The following is an 18595-nucleotide window of genomic DNA, read 5'->3' as shown; positions in this document are numbered from 1 at the left end:
CTATTCTATCACATTGTACACGGTAAGCGGTTGCGATTTATTTTTCATACTGATACTACCTAAGTTTTCACATTTAAAGGCTTCTTTCACCTGCTCATAACAACTTTCACAGATAATAATTTGATTTTCTTTTGCCGCATCTTGCAACCTGGCGGCAGTATTTACCGAGTCTCCTATAACGGTGTAATCTAGACGCTTAAGAGTAGCGGAACCAATATTCCCAGAAATCATTTCACCACTTTTAATACCGATGGATACTTTGGGTTGGTACGTTTCTTTACCTTTTTCTTTAGGTAGGCTATTGACTTGATTTCTAATGGCCAATGCGGCATCAATGGCACGGTCTAAATGATATTCTCCTCTAAATACGGCCATAACGGCATCTCCAATAAATTTGTCGATAATACCGTCTTGCTCCATAATTTCCTTTACCATGGCATCGAAATAGGTGTTGAGCATTGAAACAACGATATCTGGACTCGTGGTTTCACTGATTTTTGTGAATCCGCAAACGTCTACGAACATTATGGTGCCTTCAATATTTTCATTTGCCATAATTTTTGACTCATATTCTTGACCTCCCATAAAATTGAGCACATTTTCATCAACATACATTTTAAGAATATTGTTTTCTTTAATGGCTTGCAGCGTTTTTCTAATTTCCATGGCATGCTTTAAAGTCTTTTCCAAGGTAATGGTAAGGTCTTCAAAATTTATGGGTTTGGTAATAAAATCGAAGGCACCTCTGTTCATGGCAACACGAATATTTTCCATATCCCCATAAGCGGAAACAATAACCGATTTAATCAACGGACTAGATTCATGTAACTCTGAGAGTAGGGTAAGACCGTCCATTTCGGGCATATTTATATCGCTCAAAACAATGTCTATACCGGGATTCTCACCAAGCTTTTCTAGCGCATCTCTACCATTTATAGCAAATACAAACTCGTATTCGTTCTGTCGTATTTGTTTTCTAAATTTTTGCTTGATGAGTATTTCTAAATCTGTCTCATCATCTACTACCATTATTTTTGCCATAGTCTTAGGTTAAGGTTATCAGCTTATTTTTTAATAGTGAAAAATCTAAAGGCTTGGTAAGAAAATCATCGGCACCCAAGTTTTTAGCCATTGTTCTATTCTCATCATCTCCATAGGCAGTAATCATCATGACCATTGGTGGCGGTTTTACGTAATTTTTTTTGATATTTTCCAACAATTCCAATCCGCTCATGCCAGGCATGTTAATATCGGATAATATCAACACGGCTTCATGTTCCATGGTTTTCATGACTTTTAATGCATCTTCCCCAGAAAAGGCAAAAACAAATTCAAGTTCTTCTTTACGTATCTCTTTTCGGAAACGTTGTTGAAATAGCACTTTTACATCTTGTTCGTCATCTACAACTAATATTTTCATAATGTCTTTTTTTTATTAATTACTTATAATGAGGGAACATTATTTCATTGGTAATGCGATAGTGAAGGTGGTACCCTCTCCTTGTATTGTGTCAACCGTTAGTTCACCTCCATGTACTTTAACAATATCATAGCTTAATGATAGTCCTAGTCCGGTACCTTCCCCAGATGGTTTTGTGGTGAAAAAGGGCTGAAAAATTTTATCTAGCACTTCTTTGGGTACACCGTTACCGTTATCGGACACTTTAATCAAAACCAAATTACCCTGCTTCTTTGTACTTACAGATACCGTTGGTTCATACCCTTTAGAATTTTGTTCTTTCTTCTTTTTTACCACATAAAAGGCATTGGTGATAAGATTAAGAATTACCCTGCCCATATCTTGAGCGACGATATTTAATTTACCGATGGAGTCATCAAAATCGGTATTTAACGTAGCATTGAAAGATTTGTCTTTTGCGCGTAGGCCATGATAGGCTAGGCGTAGATATTCATCTGATAAGGTATTGATATCGGTCATTTCTTTTTGACCGGTGCTGCTACGGCTATGTTGCAGCATTCCTTTTACGATACCATCGGCACGTTTGCCATGAAAGATAATTTTATCCTCATTGGCAGCTACATCTTTTGCCAATGCCTTAACTTCTTCATAATTAGCGTTATCTATTTCTTCTTCCAATTCTTCTAAAAGTTCTTTGTTTACTTCAGAAAAGTTGTTGACGAAATTTAGCGGATTCTGAATTTCATGCGCAATACCAGCGGTAAGTTCACCAAGGCTCGCCATTTTTTCTGATTGTATAAGCTTTGATTGTGTGGACTTTAATTCGTCAATTTTAGTTTTAAGCTGAACCGTTCTATGAGAAACACGTTCTTCTAAAATTCGATTCTCTTTAGTCAACTTACGAGCTCTAAAAACAATGTATGCCCTTAAAATACTAGCTGCAATTAAACCGAAGAGCAAGTATGCCCACCAAGTTTGCCACCATGGCGGCTTTATTTTAAATGAAAGTGTATCTGGTACGGACCAGCCGCTATTAGCACCTCTAACAGCCACTTTAAAGGTGTAATCTCCAGGTTTTAGATTGTAATAGTTTTTTGTTTTAGTAGTATAAGAGGCAAAGTTCCAATCTTCATCTTCACCATCTAGAATAAAACGATAGTTTAATTTATCCCTATTAAATATAGCATTACTTCCATAACTGAAACTAATACTGTTCTGGTCATAGGGAAGTGTAAGGCCTTCTGGAATATTATAAGGAGGTTTAACAGAATCCCAACTTATACTGTTGGTACTGACATAGGCTGAAGTTTGCACTTTTGTAGAATCTTTTCCAATATTTAAATCGAACCACGGGTTTTCATCCATGACGAACATGTTGTTAATTTTCACTGTTTCATTAGTACTATCTGGTTGAGGTTCGGAATTAAGAACAAGCAGTTTCCATTCATTGGAGGTACTAGTAACACCAGACCAAAACTGACCGTTTTTTAAAAATAGAGGTGAATTTTGTAAATAATCGTTCGATTTAAAACCGAGTCCACCATTAAAATTGTAGAAGCCTTTATCTGTTGTTTTTGCAGTGGCTTTTTCCATGGCAATTAAACCATTACCACTAGCAGCATACATCATTTTTCCTTTTTCAACCAGATCATAAAAATCTGTAGGGTATAGTCCGTTTTCTTTTTTTATTGGGGTAAGCGTATTTTGGTCTAAGTTAAGTATGTTAATACCATTTGTGGTAGCTAACCATAGCTCTCCTTCGTTAGATATTTTGGCTGTGGATACATTGTTATTGCTAAGACCTTGTTCTTCCCGAAGATAACTTACGGTGTTCGTTTTTAAATTTACCTTGGCTAGTCCGTTCATAGTGGGGATCCAAAGAATTTCTTTATCATAAAATAGTATGGACCCGCTTCCTGCTATTAGAATATCAGGGTCACTTTTGGAAACTACTTTTTTAAAGGTGTCGTTTTCAATATTATAGATATACAAACCAATATTAGTATATATAGCAAACGTATGCTCGTTTAAAATTGAAATACCTGCTCCGAAAATAGCAAGAGAATTGGCGTATGATGTCAATTTGTTTTTTTTCCTATCAAGAATAGAAAAGCCATCTCTAGTATTTATAAAATAAATATTAGGTGTAATCTCTTTAATAAAACTCAAAGTGGTTGGATTGCAATGTAATTGCTCAAAACTTAGGGTTTTTATAGAATTTTTATTCTGGTTGATAATATTGATTCCCGCAGCCGTTCCTAACCATATGTCACCATTTGAATCTTCTTCTATTTCCCATATTTCATTATTTACTAAGCCTCTTGTGTCATCAAAATATTCTGTCTTTAAAGTAAACTCATTGACAATGACTACTCCTTTATCATTTGTAGCAATCCAAATGGACCCATCTTTACGTTTTAAAGGGGTTGGTATTCTCAGAGAGCCTTGAAGAGTAGCGTTTAGAGCAATTGTTTTGGAAGCATCCCTATTTTTATTAAGTATAAAGGCCTCGGTCGATCCAAATATCCATAAGTTGCCTTGGGCATCTTCTTCTATTTTATCACCTGTAATGGTATATCCGCTTTCAGAACCTAAAACACTAACTATTTGCTTATCAATAGCTAATCTTAAAACACTGGAGGAAGTATTGGAATTGCCATTGGGCGTTGGAAAAGGATAACTTAACCAAATATTATTATTGGCATCTTCTTTAATATCCCAAACTATAGAGTTAAGTTCAATTTCGGCTATATTGGAAATTGTTCTAAATTCTTTTCTTGAGGGATCTAACACGCTCAAACCATCTTGATAACTGAGCCATAAATTATTTTTGCTGTCCTCAAATATTTTCCAAGGTTTATTGGAGCCTTCATTTTTAATCTTTCGTAAACTTTTCATTTCCGCATCCATTGCGTAGAATCCTTCAGTAAGGGAGTTCAGGTAGATCGTCCCTGTATGGTCGCAAAGAATATCGAAAGGTGTAAAATTGTCTGTCATAGTAATCTTATATGCCGTATCGTTCTTAAAATCCAATACTGTTAAAAAACGAGGACCCGGACTAACTAACCAAAGTTTACCTTGATGGTCAAAGGTCATTTTGTACACTCCTGGGTAATCGTATACAAAGGCGTTCTCACCATCATAGTAGGTTAGTGGTGTATTGGTCGCGGAAGACCCTATCCAAATACCACCATCCTCAGTTTCTAAAAAGGAGGTAATATCATTAGAGGGCAATCCTTCATTGGTAGAAAGTTGTAGAAGATTTACGTTCGTACCGGCCATATTTCCAGGGGGTTTCATTTTGGTAATGATCGGTTTTTTTATGGTAGATTTTGTGATAGTAAAGGATACAGAATCAAACGTTATATTTTCTGTCGGAAAACTGTCCCAGTCCAAATCGTATTCCTTCATTGGGGACTTTAGCGGTTTAAATGTGTTTAGTTCAAAAGGTTTGCTGGGCAAGGCATCTACGTTTAAATCATAAGTAACGGGAGTTGTCAGGGAATCATTGGTTATGGTTTCCCATTCAAAAGGCTCTGGTTCCGTAAATTGTAATGGAATGGTTTCTGGAACCTTAAAATCACCCACCGTAGTTTCATCTTCAGACTTGCTCTGTTTTTGGCAAGAAACAAGAAATAAACAGTAAATTATACTGAATATAAATATTGGTTTTTTTATTATTTTGTTCTTCATACTGGTCTAGTTATCGGTTGTATTTGGCAATTCTATAATGAATGTGGTTCCCTTGTCTGCTTCTGTTTTTACCAGCAATTCACCACCATGCCCCTTAGTAATAATATCGTAGCTCATGCTTAAGCCCAAGCCGGTACCTTGCCCAGTAGGTTTGGTGGTGAAAAAGGGTTGGAATATTTTCTCTTTGACTTTTTCAGGAATGCCATCACCATTATCAGAAACACTAATAATGATATGTTTATCCGTTTTTTTAGTGTTGACAGAAACGATGGGCTTGAAATTAACATTCTTTTGTTTTTTCTCGTTTACCGCGTAAAAGGCATTGGTAATCAAATTGAGAATTACCCGCCCCATGTCTTGTGGTACAATGTTTACTTTTCCAATGTTTTCATCAAAATTTGTAATGAGTTCTGCATTAAATGATTTATCCTTTGCTCGTAGACCATGATAGGCCAAGCGCAAATACTCATCTGCAAGGACATTGATATCAGTTGGTTCTTTAGTACCGCTGCTGCTTCTGGAATGTTGTAGCATACCTTTTACAATATTGTCCGCACGTTTGCCGTGATGGTTTATTTTTTCAAGGTTTTGTTTGATATCCAATGAAATAGCTTTCACTTCTTCAAGATCTCCTTTATCCAATTCCTCGTTCATTTCATCAACAAGTTCATTGCTTACTTCAGAGAAATTATTGACAAAGTTTAAAGGGTTTTGAATTTCATGCGCAATGCCGGCGGTAAGTTCACCAAGGCTCGCCATTTTTTCAGATTGGATAAGTTGAGATTGGGTGGCTTTTAATTCTTCTAATGATTGATTTAATTCTGATGTTCTTTCTTTTACTTTTAATTCTAACTTTTCATTTTGTGAAGTAATTAGCGCACTCTTTTCAGCTTCAACCTTTACAAGTTCCATTGCATTTTGACGCATATTCTCATTTTTCTCTCTCATGCGATAGGCTACAAATGCCAACATTCCAAGATAAAAAATTCCCTTACCTATTAAGTCGCTATTTACAAAAACTAATCTTAAACTAAGATGATCGCCAGAAGAGAACCATCTTATCATAAGACCAAGAAAAGATATAGTATACGATAAAAATAAACTAAACATGACTACCCGGACAGACACTACTTCTTTTCTGGATTTTAATGCGAAAATGAGTAAGAAAATGGCAATCCCAACTACAGTAATTAGGTAAAATTGAAAACTGTAATACATGCCTAAAGGTGCAACTAAACAAAATAGAATCAGCCATTTTTGAAGTTTTCCATATAGCATCCTATAGCCGAATAAAAGACATAATATAGGGAAGAATAAAAATAAAATATCACGGACATAATATAATGGAATCATGATGTTAGAAGGTAGGGTAAAGAATAAATTATCTCCACCATAGAATGCTGAACTAAAAAACTCTAGGAACATCACAGTAGTAAAAAGAGCAATTATGAGTAACTCCTTTTCATCTCTAATTAGAATATAGAGAAGCCAGAAAAGAATAGAGAAAATTAAAGAACTATAAATGTCAAATAAAGCTTTAAAGCTTAACAAACTCATATAGTCAAAATACTCGTTGGATACAATTCTGGTTGAACCCACTGGAACTACTTTGGAAATGTTTCCATAAGTACTATAGTCAACATAATGTATGGCTAATGTATGTACGGTGTCAGGTTCTAAAAATATTGGGGTTCTGATTTCAAAATCTTGAATATGTTCTTTAAAGGATGCTCGGTCTTTTCCTTTTTTGCCAAATTGGCGGAATAATTTTCCATTTAAATAAATATCCTCTGCAGCATGATCTTCTTTATCTAAATAGAGTGGAAGCTTTGCTATTGCACTATCAATAGTAAACTGCAATCTAAACCATCCTTCAAATTTTCCAGAACTATCTGCCATATCATTAGTTATCTGAGAAGGACTAAATCGTTCCCAACCCCCTAAATCAATCTCTACAGGATATGAATCTTGCTCATTGCCCGATTTAAAAATCCAACCTTCTCTATTTCTCAACGTTAAACCAAAAAGAGGATCAACATCTGCTTCGGTAAAATGTATAATCGTATCAAGAGCCAATCCATTTTTCTCTACAGGATTTTCTTGCCCACTTGCGGTAAATAGTATACAGAAAAATAGCGTGATGAATAGGAGGGATTGTTTAATCATGTATTCTTAAGTTATAGGTTGAACCTGGTTCAAAAATGGTGGTAAAGAAATTGGAGGTTGAAGAGATAATTAAAGATAACTTATTGACGGAAGTACCATTAAAACAAGTGTCATCATTGAAAATGTAAGTATGGGTTGTTAGGTAGACATTTATGTAACCAAGTTGCCATTTGGTATAGATTTCAAGGACTTGATTTTCCCTTTTTACAGCTAATTTCATGCACAAATTGGTGGTTGGTTTAAAAAAAATAGCACTGATTACAACTTCATCCTCGTATTTAATTTTTTGAATTAAACACAAGACAAATAAGGCTACACATCAGGGGGCGATGAGCAACATATTGTGAATCAGAAAATAAAGGGGAATTTTACACCCTTAAAGTACGTAATAACTTTTACTTTAAGAGTGTTTTATTAAGAATTTAGATGCAAGAGATGAACTAGAATCCTTAAAAAGGATATTAGCACGTAAAATATAGTTATAGATTGAAGTTATGTAATAATGGTACTCGGTATTAGTTCTTCCACAATTTCACCATCTTTTAAATAGACGTAGTACGAATGGTTTTCATCGTTTAAGGAAACTGAAGTATGAACTTCACCATCAATAAAATGAATAGCGGAACGGTCGTCACAGGCATAACCATCGGATAGTTTGCCGGTCTTTATGTTTTCAAAGTATAAAGGTCCTCGTGAAGTTTCAGAATTGTAATGCGGGCAGTGGCTCTTGTCTATAAATGACATGCCGCCAACAATACTTAATTCTTTTGGTCTAGAATCTGTAGTACCGCCATTAAACCAGCATAAAGAACCAGCGCTGCCACCACCCATAACTACGCCGTTGTCATAAGCTTTTTTAAGGGCAACATCAATGCCTTGCGCTTTCCAAATGGCGAGCATGTTCAACGTATTTCCACCACCAACGATTATGGCATCCATCCGGGAGATGATCTCATCGAACGATTCTTTTTGATCATAAGAATTAATCCAAACCGAAAGTACATGTGGGGTAACATATATCTGTGAGCACACCTCATAGAAAGAAGCAATATACTGAGCGTCTTCACCACTAGCTGTAGGAATAAAACACATATTCGGTTTTTCCTTGCCGGTAGCTTTGGCAATGTAGTTTAAGAAAGGTACGGTATGGCGTCCACTGCCGTAAATTACCATTTGCTTTTTCATAAAGACGATAAAATGTTTATGCTAAAGATAAAATGAATTTCTAACAGAAGCTATTCGCTTCTGCTAGAATCTGTTCGTTTTTTAGGTCTGCTCGAATTCCTATTATTCTTACCTCTAAAGTTGTTACCACCAGGCCTGTTTCTGTTTTTGTTTTTATTACGGGAGTTGCCTTGTTTTTTTTGTTGTTGTGCCGGTTGACTGCCCGTATCTTGCGGAGTATCTTCATCTACAAATTGATGCTCTGGCATGCGAGGTACAGATTGTTTAATCAATTTCTCGATATCACGTAAGTAGGGTCTTTCTTCTTTGTCACAAAAAGAAAGTGCCGTACCACTTGCATTTGCCCTACCTGTTCTGCCTATACGGTGAACATACGTTTCGGATACGTTTGGTAAATCATAATTTACAACCAATGAAAGGTCTTCTACATCAATTCCCCTTGCGGCAATATCGGTTGCAACCAAAACCTTAAGATCTCCTTCTTTAAAAGCACTTAGTGCCTTTTGTCTTGCAGTTTGCGATTTATTACCGTGTATGGCAGCAGAACGAATACCCGCTTGGTCTAATTTCTTTACAATCTTATTAGCGCCATGCTTAGTTCTTGAGAATACAATTAAGGTATTCGCAGGATTCTCATTAATAAGGTGAATCAGAAGTTTAGGCTTATTCGCCTTACTTACAAAATACACACCTTGTTCAACCTTTTCAGCGGTTGCTTGTTCAGGTTTTATGGTAACTCGTTCAAAATCACCTAGCATTTTACGAGAAAGCTCTACAATGTCTTTTGGCATAGTTGCCGAGAAGAACAGTGATTGTCTTTTAGGAGGCAATTTTGCGATGATTTTCTTGATATCGTGAATGAAACCCATATCCAACATTTGGTCGGCTTCATCTAAAACCACATGCTCTAAATCTCTAAAAGAAATAAAACCTTGATTCATTAAATCTAATAAACGACCGGGAGTAGCAATTAAAATATCGACTCCGCCTCTAAGGGCATTTACTTGTTTACCTTGTTTTACACCGCCAAAAATTACAGTGTTACGTAAGCCAGTGAATTTGCCGTAGGCGGTAAAACTTTCGCCAATTTGAATAGCAAGCTCACGGGTAGGGGTAACTACCAAAGCTTTTACCTTTCGTTTGCTTTGACTTAAACTAATGCCTTCATATAGTTGATGAAGTATTGGAATACCAAAAGCGGCAGTCTTACCAGTACCTGTTTGAGCTACACCTAGTAGGTCTTTGCCTTTAAGTAATATGGGAATTGATTGTTCTTGAATTGGAGTTGGGTGAGTATAACCTTCGGCTTCTAAGGCCTTTAGGATTGGTTCGGCTAGGCCGAGTTCTTTAAATGTCATAAAAATTTTAATAAGTTGCAAAGGTACGCTTTAATGTGGAAGGAACATTATAGTGAGGTTAAAGTAGAAAGTAGAAAGTACAAGGTAGTTCGAAATAAGAAAATAGAAAACAGAGTAAAGAGAATAGACTTTTTTGATTAGTTCCTAATCAAGTGTACTTAACAAAGCTAAATTTTATAATTTATTACAACTTACAACTTACAACTTAAAACTCATTCTGCACTTGAACTTGATTTTTTAGTTTGCCCTTGTATTTAAAACTTCGTTTGTCGGTTAACGACATCAATTATCGGTAAGGTGTTTTTGGGGGTGATGTCGTTTATCGATGCGATTTTACACTTTACCCGAACTTGTGTCAACTAACGAGAATTAAGGGTTTTTCAGCGATTCATCACCTAGTGAAACAAGGTCTGCGGCGTTCTATTATTGTAACAAACGCAAGTCATGAAAACAATAATCGCAACTATCTTCATTATCTTTTTAAGCTTCACTGCTCAAGCACAAAACAATACAGCAGATGTAAAAGTTGAAACTATTGAAATGACCATCGTTACCGAAACAACTTATGAGTTAAACGTAGAAGCGAAAACAGAAGTAGCTAGATTATACAAATTCAAAAACTCAAGAATTAAAAGAGATTTGAACTTCATTACTAAAGCTAACAAGCCTAAAATGGCTTAAGTTTCAGTATTCAGTTGCCGGTTACAGTTTACAGTATTAAATATTAGGTACAAAGTACGAAGTAGAAAAAAGAAAATAGAGTAGAGGGAAAAGATTTTTACTAATGAAAATTTAACTTTGCTAAATTTCCAACAGCCAACAGCCAACAGCCAACAGCCAACAGCCAACAGCCAACAGCCAACAGCCAACAGCCAACTAAAGTCCCACCATGGCAGCTTCGGCGCATCGTTCTCCGTCCATTGCCGCAGAAACGATACCACCAGCATAACCACCGCCTTCACCACATGGGAAAAGACCTTTAATAACAGGGTGTTCTAATTTTTCATTTCTAGGAATACTTACAGGAGACGAAGTTCTAGATTCTACTCCCACAATATTTGCTTCGGCAGTATAGTATCCATGCATTTTATCACCGAAGGCTTTAAACCCTTGGCGTAATCTGCTTCCTATCAATTTTGGCAGTAAAGAATGTAAAGGTGCAGAATTAAGACCAGGTTGATATGACGTTGGATTTAAGTCCGTAGAAAGATTTCCTTCTACAAAATCCGTCAATCTTTGGGCAGGAGCAGTTTGTGTTCTTCCACCAGATGTAAATGCTAATCGTTCTAGATCTTTCTGATATTCTAATCCTTTTAGCGACCCGAATTTCTCGTATTTAGGAATATCCTTATCTACGTTGATTTCAACTACGATTCCCGAATTGGCATACAGATTATTCCGTTTCGATGGAGACATACCATTTACAACGACCTCACCAGGTGAAGTTGCAGCGGGTACAATGAATCCGCCAGGGCACATACAGAATGAATACACGCCACGGTCTTTTACTTGTTCTACCAAGCTATAAGATGCAGCAGGTAATAATTCGCTACGTTCACCAGAACAGTGGTACTGAATACTATCTATAATATGCTGCGGATGCTCTACACGTACACCCATAGCAAATGACTTTGCTTCAAGTGTTATATCTTTTTTATGTAGTAAATCGAAAATGTCGCGAGCGGAATGCCCCGTTGCCAGGATTACTCGTTCAACAGCCATTTCATCATTCTCGTTTAAAACAATCGCCCTTAACGTGTTATCTTTAATAACGAAGTCGGTCACTTTAGTATTAAAATGAATTTCACCACCATGATGCTGAATTACTTCTCGAATATTCTGTACAATTTTAGGGAGTTTATTTGTCCCAATATGCGGATGGGCATCTACCAATATTTGTTCTGTAGCACCATGAAAAACCAAGCTTTCAAAAATGCGACGAACATCGCCACGTTTAAGGCTACGTGTATATAATTTTCCATCAGAATATGTACCGGCACCACCTTCTCCAAAGCAATAGTTACTTTCTGGGTTTACCAGATGGTCTTGGTTTATAGCTTTTAAATCTCGCCTACGATCTTTTACGTTATTACCACGTTCAATAACAATTGGTTTATAGCCCATTTCTAAACAACGAAGCGCAGCCCACATACCTGCAGGTCCGAAACCTATAATATGAATTGGTTTTGCGTTCGATACATCTTTATATTTAAAATTAAGAGTATCGCTGGGGGCAGGTTCATTGATATAAATTGCAAGTTTGTAATTAAAGAAAATTTTAGGCTTACGAGCATCTATAGACTTTCGGAGCACCTTAATTTTAAAGGTGCCATCTTCAAGTCCCAAGTACTTTGCTGTACGAATTTCTAATCCGTTAGGTGTGCCTTCTTCCTTTAATGTTAACCGCAACTGTACATTTCTGACCATGCTGCAAAATTAAAGTAAAAATTATGATGAGAACGCTAGCCAATCAAAAATGCTGAGGAGAATTGTAGTTTTATTTTTCTACAATAGTTCTAAAAGTCAAATTTACCCTTGGTAATTTGCTTTTGGTAGTTGGTGGCAACCTGTGCAGCCAATGGGTCTGTGTTTCATCTTTCATTATCAATAGGCTACCGTGTTCTAAAATAAGTTCAACCTTTTCTTTGGTATCTTTATGTTTAAAGGCAAATTTACGTTCAGCACCTAAACTTAAAGAAGCAATTGCTCCGTTCTTTTTTAAGTCCTTTTCCCCGTCGCTATGCCACGCCATACCTTCGCTACCATCATGGTATAAATTTAATAGGCAAGAGTTAAAAGTTTCTCCGGTTGCTTGCTCGGTTTTGGATTTTAGCTCAAGTAATTCCTGCGTCCAGGGTAGTGCTTGTTTGGTGGTTTTAGAATAGGTGTATTCAAAAGGCTTTTCACCGTACCAGGCTACCTTTCTTTTGGTAATGATTTTCTTCCCGAAAATGATAGCCTCATCGTTTTTCCAGGCAATTTGGTTCAATAAAGTATTGAGGTACGCTGTTGCTTTCGCTTCATTAAAAATTATGCCATGGTAATTCACCGTTCCTCCGTAGGGGAGTAGGTTCTTAGATGGATCAATGGCAATATTGAACAATTTCATAGTTTCTTTTTCACGTTAACCTTTGAACTAAAGTAATTGGTAATCCTATTAAAAACAAAAGCGAATGGTATTTCTTATCTCGGTCGACAAGAAAACCATTCGCTTTATGAATAAAATCATGTTTATTATGAGCTTTTATTCATAGTTTTAATCAGTTTGTTCCATTTTTCTATGGACTGAAATTCTCCACTCAATTGAAAATTTACCGCTGCGTTATAAAACTCAAAGACAACATCTTCGTTATTGGTGTTTTTAGGAAAAAGATTTAAAAGCAATTGCTCTGTAACCTTATCTTTTCTAGCATATGATTTACCGATATTGGCAATTTCACATGTTTTGATAGTAGATAAATCGGCATATTGCTGATTTAAAACTTCCCCTGATTTTGAAATGAAGAACACGAATTTTTTCTGTGCATCAACACCTATGGCGTAGTGACCAAAAATTTCATGTTCCGTAATTTGACAATTATGTTTGTTTGCGATGTCATTTAAAGATGACATCATTTCCTTTTCTTTCGTTTTTCTGCTTCTGCTAGTTACAACAAAAGGCATTGCACAAAGTGCAACAGATACTAAACCAATAGCGGCTATTCTTAATTCCATTTTATAATTTTCTAAATATGATATATTGATTTCTGTATGATGTTTTAAATAACATCATATCAAATAGTTACATGTGGTTATCAAAACGATAACCTTTAAAAAATGGATTACCAGAAACTATGAAAAGGGAAGATGAGGTCAGACTTTTTATGTCTGATCAATAAAGTATTGGCATACAGTTGATACTGCTTAAACCTTGCTACGAAACCTAATTCACTATAATTTATTTGTGAATTAAAACTTGTAAAAAGCAGCTTGTAATTTTGAGATGATATTTCGGCAACATCAGAAACTGAAATTTCAGATTGCTGTGCATGCGGAGATAAAGTTTTTGAAGATGCTGAGAAATAGGTTTTCGAATCATTATCTTGATGTAAAACTACCTCATTAGAAAACGGTAACGAATTGGCAGAACTATATATACCGAAACAATAAATTGTTACCAGTAAAAGCACTCTGAATATGTTATTCGTACTTTTCATATTATGCAATAACCGCTTGGTCGAGAATTACGTTCACTTCTTTCAAACTTTCTTCGTTATCTAATAGTAAAACTAATATGTCATTAGCTTCTATTATTGTCGATCCTCCCGGACGTACAAATTTACTGTCTCTTTTTATCATTACAATAAAAGCGGATCTCGGAAAGTGCAAATCGATAATACGCTTATCTACTGCAAAACTATTAGGCGTTACTATAACCTCTTCCATGGCAGATTTTGGTAAATTTAGAATATACCTGTCGTTCTCAGCAATAGGCTTTACCTCTTCTGGTAATGCTACATTTAACCATTTGGCAAAAATGGACAATGTGGTACCTTGTATCAATACGGAAGAAACCGATATAAAGAATACGATACTAAAAATAATGTTAGCCTTGTCAATGCCTGCCAAAAGGGGGTAGGTAGCAAATACAATTGGCACTGCGCCACGTAGACCAACCCATGAAATATAAAACCGTCTTCCAATTTTCATTTTAAAAAACATTAGGCTTAATAAAACACTAACCGGTCTCGCCACTAAAATAAGGAAAACCGAAATTAGTAATCCAATGCCTAAATAAGGAATAATTTGTGACGGAAATACTAATAATCCTAAGGTAAGGAACAGTACAATTTGCATTAACCACGCCATACCATCGAACATCTTTAAAATAGTAGATTTATGAATTAAATCTTGATTGCCTAAATACACGGCACAAATGTAAATTGCTAAGAATCCGTTACCACCAACGACATCTGTAGCCGAAAATGTAATGAACATTAAAGCGATGACCAATACCGGATACAAACCTTCAAAACCAAGTTTAATTTTATTGATGATAATCTCGCTTAGTTTTCCAAAAGCGAATCCGCCGATAGCCCCTAATATCATTTGTTGCAAAAACAAGGGGATAATAGAAAGAACACTTAAATCTTGATTAATAACCAAGGTTAGAAAAGCAAGTGTTAGTACATAGGCCATAGGATCGTTACTACCACTCTCAAGCTCTAAAGTTGGTCTAAGATTACTCTTAAGCGCCAAGTTCTTTGAACGAAGTATAGAGAATACCGCAGCGGCATCGGTCGATGAAACTATAGATCCCAGAAGCATACTTTCGTATATAGTGAAATCGGTAATGTAGTATACAAATGTACCTAGGGTAAGTGCGGTAAGTAAAACGCCTAAGGTAGATAGTACAAGACCTTCTTTTAGAATAGGTTTTACGGCTTTCCAATTGGTATCTAAACCACCAGAGAATAGAATGAAGTTTAAGGAAACTATACCAATAAACTGTGCAAGCTTAGGGTCATCAAATTTGATGCCTCCAATACCATCAGATCCAGCAAGCATACCAGTAGCCAAGAAAAGAATTAAGGTAGGTACCCCAAATTTATAAGATGTCTTACCTACGATAATGCTAATAAATAACAGAATAGAGCCTACAAGAAGTATATTTTCTATGGTAAGATTCATTGGTGGTTATTGCTCTTAATTTTAATGCACCAAAGTTAAATCATTTATCAATAAACCAATACAAATGTTGAGGTTTGGCAGAATGTTAACATGTAGAGAGCATCCATGTTTTAGTTTTAATATTTATTTGGATTTTGTTATCAGAGCTATAATAATATTGAAAAGATAAAGTAGTTGAATAAAAACCACTAAAGAAAAAATCCAAAAAGCGATAGTTTGAAATTTAAGTAGAGTTACAAAGTCATAAGAGGAACCTTCAGGTACTATGTTAAGTAGAAAAAACGGAATTAAGATAATTATAAGGAACCCAATGATTGTAATAATGGAATGAATAAGTGTCAACTTATTTACTAGCATTCCATTTAGCTTTATGACGACCCAATAGCCAAATCCTAAAACTGCAAAAATGATTGAAATAATTAAGGTAACGTGAATCAATCCAATAACATAATAGATGTCTTGGATGTTTACATAAAAAGTTTTATTAGGTCCCATTAGCCCTATTAATATTGTAATGGGAATCAGAATCCAGAACACAAAATGTGGTGCTTCAGTAATTTTCTTCATCTATAGTTGTAGTATTATTCTTAAGGTCAAGTTAATCATTATTAAGAGAATCACAATTCATGTTTAATCCAATATTTTATAAATACATTTGTATGTATCAATATATTAAATCATCATGGAGCTAAAACAAGTAGAGAAAATTTCTAAGGCATTAAGTGATGTAAATCGTTTAAAGATATTGCAGTATATGCAAAAGAATCAAGGTAAGGTAGAATGTACCAAAGCGTGTAACCTGCTCGATTTAAGTCAGCCTTCCATTAGTCATCATATTAAAAGGTTAGTTGAGGCAGAGTTAATCAACCAACATAAAATAGGACGTAATTATCACTATTCATTAAATCATGAAGTGTGGGATAATTATTTGCTGAGGTTACGGAACCTATAGTTTTTTATTAGATATATAGATACTTTTAAATGTATTAATGAAATTATTGAAATGAAAAATATTAAATATTCTATATTAGATTTAGCTATTGTATCTGAGGGTACTACGTTAAAAGATACCTTTGATCATTCATTGGCACTGGCACAAGCTGCCGAAGAAGTGGGTTATACCCGTTTTTGGTTGGCAGAGCATCATAATTCTGTAGCTATAGGAAGTAGTGCTACCTCTGTTTTAATAGGGAACATTGCAGAAGGAACTAAAAGGATTAGAGTGGGATCTGGCGGAATTATGTTGCCAAATCATTCTCCATTAATCATAGCGGAACAATTTGGGACATTAGGAATTCTATATCCGAACAGAATAGATTTGGGTCTAGGTCGCGCACCAGGAACAGATCAATTGACTGCACAGGCTATACGCTCCGATTTTTTTCAGGCAGCGCAGTCGTTTCCTTTAGAGGTTGAAAAAATTCAACGTTATTTCTCTACTGAAAATGCAGATGCAAAAGTACGGGCTACGTTGGCGGAAGGGGTGGATGTGCCCTTATATATTTTAGGATCAAGTACCGATAGTGCCCATTTAGCGGCTAAAAAGGGATTGCCCTACGCCTTTGCCAGTCATTTTGCGACGACACATTTAATGAATGCATTGCAAATTTATCATCAGGAGTTTCAGCCTTCTAAAGAATTGGAAAAACCATATACCATGGCTGGCGTAAATATTATCATTGCCGATACCGATGAAGAAGCAAATCGTATTTCTACATCGCTTTATAAAATGATCGTTGGTTTATTGACAGGAAATAGAGGCTTTATGCAGCCTCCGGTAGATATGACGGTCGAACTAAGAGAGTTAAGCAAAAACCCATCTGTTCAGCAAATGTTGAAGTATTCCTTTATTGGTAGCAAAGAGACGGTTAAGAAGCAAGTGCAACAATTTATAGCCGATACACAGGTAGATGAACTCATTGCGGTTACCAATATTTATGACGGTAAAGACCGTATAAAATCATACCAATTGTTTGCCGAAATCATGAAAGAATTGAATGGGGAGAAGAAATAATTTCTCTCCATTTTATTCTTTTATGTCCAATATAGATTGCCTTTCCCTGTTAACGGTAAGCTTGGTGACATCCGGTCTTGAATAGTGCCCAACAGGGTCAAAATTTTGACGCTCTTCAAGCACTCTATTAAAATTTATTGTTGTTGTAATGAGTCCCTCTTTATCGATTACTGGGGGCAATATCCATTCCCCGTCAGGTCCTGCAATACAAGAACCACCATTTGCTAAAGTATCTGGACAGTTTTCAAGTATAGCATTTAAGTGCGGAGTATCTTCAGGGAAATCGGTTTTGCTCATTAGGCTTGAAACTGAAACAACGAACGATCTAGATTCCCTGGCAATAAACCTTGTAATATCGGCAGTATTGTAATCGGAACCCGGCCACACGGCAATATGCAGATTTTCGCCTAAGCCATAAAGGGTGGTTCTGGCCATAGGCATCCAGTTCTCCCAACAGTTTAACCCGCCAACACTAAAATTCTTAAGATCATGAACTTGTAGGCCATTACCATCACCTGGCGACCATGTTAATCGTTCTTCATAAGTTGGTTGTAGTTTTCTGTGTACCGATTTAATTTGCCCTTCACTATTTATGTACGCCAGCGAACAATATAGGCTATGACCACCTCTGTTCTGGGCGCGTTCCATTAATCCTAAGTAAATGGCAATTTTATGTTGCTTCGCTAAAGCGCAAATATCATCTAATTCTCCCGCTTCAATTTGAATGGAATTCTTGATATAATGTGCGTGAATTTCTTTCTGTACCGAAGAATTGAATTGAGCACCATCGGTCATGGAAACCCAAAAAGGGTAACCTGGTAATAATGCCTCACCAAAAACCACCAATTCACAATCCTCATCACTAGCTTTTACAATATATTCCTTGATTTTAGTAATTGTAGCTTCTTTGTTCAACCAAACCGGTGAGATTTGGGCCATACCAATTTTAAGGTTGTTTTGATCAGGAGTGTCTATTATTTTGGGCATAGTAGATAATCTTATTAACTAGGTCATAGAAATTTATAGACCAACAAAAGTTCAAAAACTTTATTATATGAAATTCTGTCCGAAATTTAAGGAAATACTAAC

General features: G+C 35.9%; 15 protein-coding genes. 3 read left to right on the top strand and 12 right to left on the bottom strand.

The window, feature by feature from the left end; all coding sequences use genetic code 11:
* The 6 genes from DFQ03_RS10290 to DFQ03_RS10265 all read right to left on the bottom strand — a co-directional run bounded on the left by DFQ03_RS10290 (position 1) and on the right by DFQ03_RS10265 (position 9822).
* Entirely contained in the window at positions 1-1041 is a 1041-nt protein-coding gene (locus DFQ03_RS10290; RefSeq protein ID WP_133673081.1) for an adenylate/guanylate cyclase domain-containing response regulator, read from the bottom strand.
* 4 nt (positions 1042-1045) lie between these two features.
* Complete coding sequence (locus tag DFQ03_RS10285) at positions 1046-1420, bottom strand: response regulator (RefSeq protein ID WP_133673080.1); 375 nt, start codon at positions 1418-1420, stop codon at positions 1046-1048.
* Between the two features lie 39 nt (positions 1421-1459).
* Entirely contained in the window at positions 1460-5113 is a 3654-nt protein-coding gene (locus DFQ03_RS10280; RefSeq protein ID WP_133673079.1) for an ATP-binding protein, read from the bottom strand.
* 6 nt (positions 5114-5119) lie between these two features.
* A complete protein-coding gene (locus tag DFQ03_RS19060; protein WP_243834473.1) occupies positions 5120-7279 on the bottom strand; it encodes an ATP-binding protein in 2160 nt (719 codons plus the stop codon).
* Positions 7280-7771: 492 nt separating this feature from the next.
* On the bottom strand, positions 7772-8464 hold the full coding sequence (locus DFQ03_RS10270) for a Type 1 glutamine amidotransferase-like domain-containing protein (protein WP_133673078.1): 693 nt from the start codon (positions 8462-8464) through the stop codon (positions 7772-7774).
* A gap of 50 nt (positions 8465-8514) precedes the next feature.
* Positions 8515-9822 (bottom strand): DEAD/DEAH box helicase, encoded by a 1308-nt coding sequence (locus tag DFQ03_RS10265; protein WP_133673077.1) that lies wholly within the window; start codon positions 9820-9822, stop codon positions 8515-8517.
* A gap of 444 nt (positions 9823-10266) precedes the next feature.
* On the opposite strand from DFQ03_RS10265, the gene DFQ03_RS10260 reads away from it, so the two are divergent.
* Entirely contained in the window at positions 10267-10503 is a 237-nt protein-coding gene (locus tag DFQ03_RS10260; protein WP_133673076.1) for a hypothetical protein, read from the top strand.
* Between the two features lie 195 nt (positions 10504-10698).
* Here the strand turns inward: DFQ03_RS10260 and DFQ03_RS10250 are convergent, their stop codons facing one another.
* The 5 genes from DFQ03_RS10250 to DFQ03_RS10230 form a co-directional block, all read right to left on the bottom strand.
* Positions 10699-12249 (bottom strand): NAD(P)/FAD-dependent oxidoreductase, encoded by a 1551-nt coding sequence (locus DFQ03_RS10250; protein ID WP_133673074.1) that lies wholly within the window; start codon positions 12247-12249, stop codon positions 10699-10701.
* A gap of 70 nt (positions 12250-12319) precedes the next feature.
* Positions 12320-12931 (bottom strand): alpha-ketoglutarate-dependent dioxygenase AlkB family protein, encoded by a 612-nt coding sequence (locus DFQ03_RS10245; protein WP_133673073.1) that lies wholly within the window; start codon positions 12929-12931, stop codon positions 12320-12322.
* 125 nt (positions 12932-13056) lie between these two features.
* The gene (locus tag DFQ03_RS10240; RefSeq protein WP_133673072.1) at positions 13057-13536 is read right to left on the bottom strand and encodes a hypothetical protein; all 480 of its coding nucleotides are present in this window, start codon (positions 13534-13536) and stop codon (positions 13057-13059) included.
* Between the two features lie 107 nt (positions 13537-13643).
* Complete coding sequence (locus tag DFQ03_RS10235) at positions 13644-14018, bottom strand: hypothetical protein (protein ID WP_133673071.1); 375 nt, start codon at positions 14016-14018, stop codon at positions 13644-13646.
* A 1-nt stretch (position 14019) separates the two neighbouring features.
* Complete coding sequence (locus DFQ03_RS10230; RefSeq protein ID WP_133673070.1) at positions 14020-15492, bottom strand: potassium/proton antiporter; 1473 nt, start codon at positions 15490-15492, stop codon at positions 14020-14022.
* A gap of 682 nt (positions 15493-16174) precedes the next feature.
* Between DFQ03_RS10230 and DFQ03_RS10225 the strand changes: the two genes are divergently transcribed.
* Both DFQ03_RS10225 and DFQ03_RS10220 read left to right on the top strand, forming a co-directional pair.
* Entirely contained in the window at positions 16175-16444 is a 270-nt protein-coding gene (locus DFQ03_RS10225; RefSeq protein ID WP_116769419.1) for an ArsR/SmtB family transcription factor, read from the top strand.
* 45 nt (positions 16445-16489) lie between these two features.
* On the top strand, positions 16490-17506 hold the full coding sequence (locus tag DFQ03_RS10220; RefSeq protein WP_133673069.1) for an LLM class flavin-dependent oxidoreductase: 1017 nt from the start codon (positions 16490-16492) through the stop codon (positions 17504-17506).
* A gap of 12 nt (positions 17507-17518) precedes the next feature.
* On the opposite strand, the gene DFQ03_RS10215 is transcribed toward DFQ03_RS10220, so the two are convergent.
* Positions 17519-18493 carry a carbon-nitrogen hydrolase family protein gene (locus DFQ03_RS10215; protein ID WP_133673068.1) on the bottom strand — a complete coding sequence of 325 codons (975 nt, stop codon included), beginning with the start codon at positions 18491-18493 and terminating at the stop codon, positions 17519-17521.
* Positions 18494-18595 lie beyond the last annotated feature (102 nt).

The organism is Maribacter caenipelagi, assembly GCF_004364175.1.
Lineage (GTDB): Bacteria > Bacteroidota > Bacteroidia > Flavobacteriales > Flavobacteriaceae > Maribacter > Maribacter caenipelagi.
The sequence above is the reverse complement of the archived record's forward strand: the minus strand, read 5'-3'. Positions and strand labels throughout refer to the sequence as shown.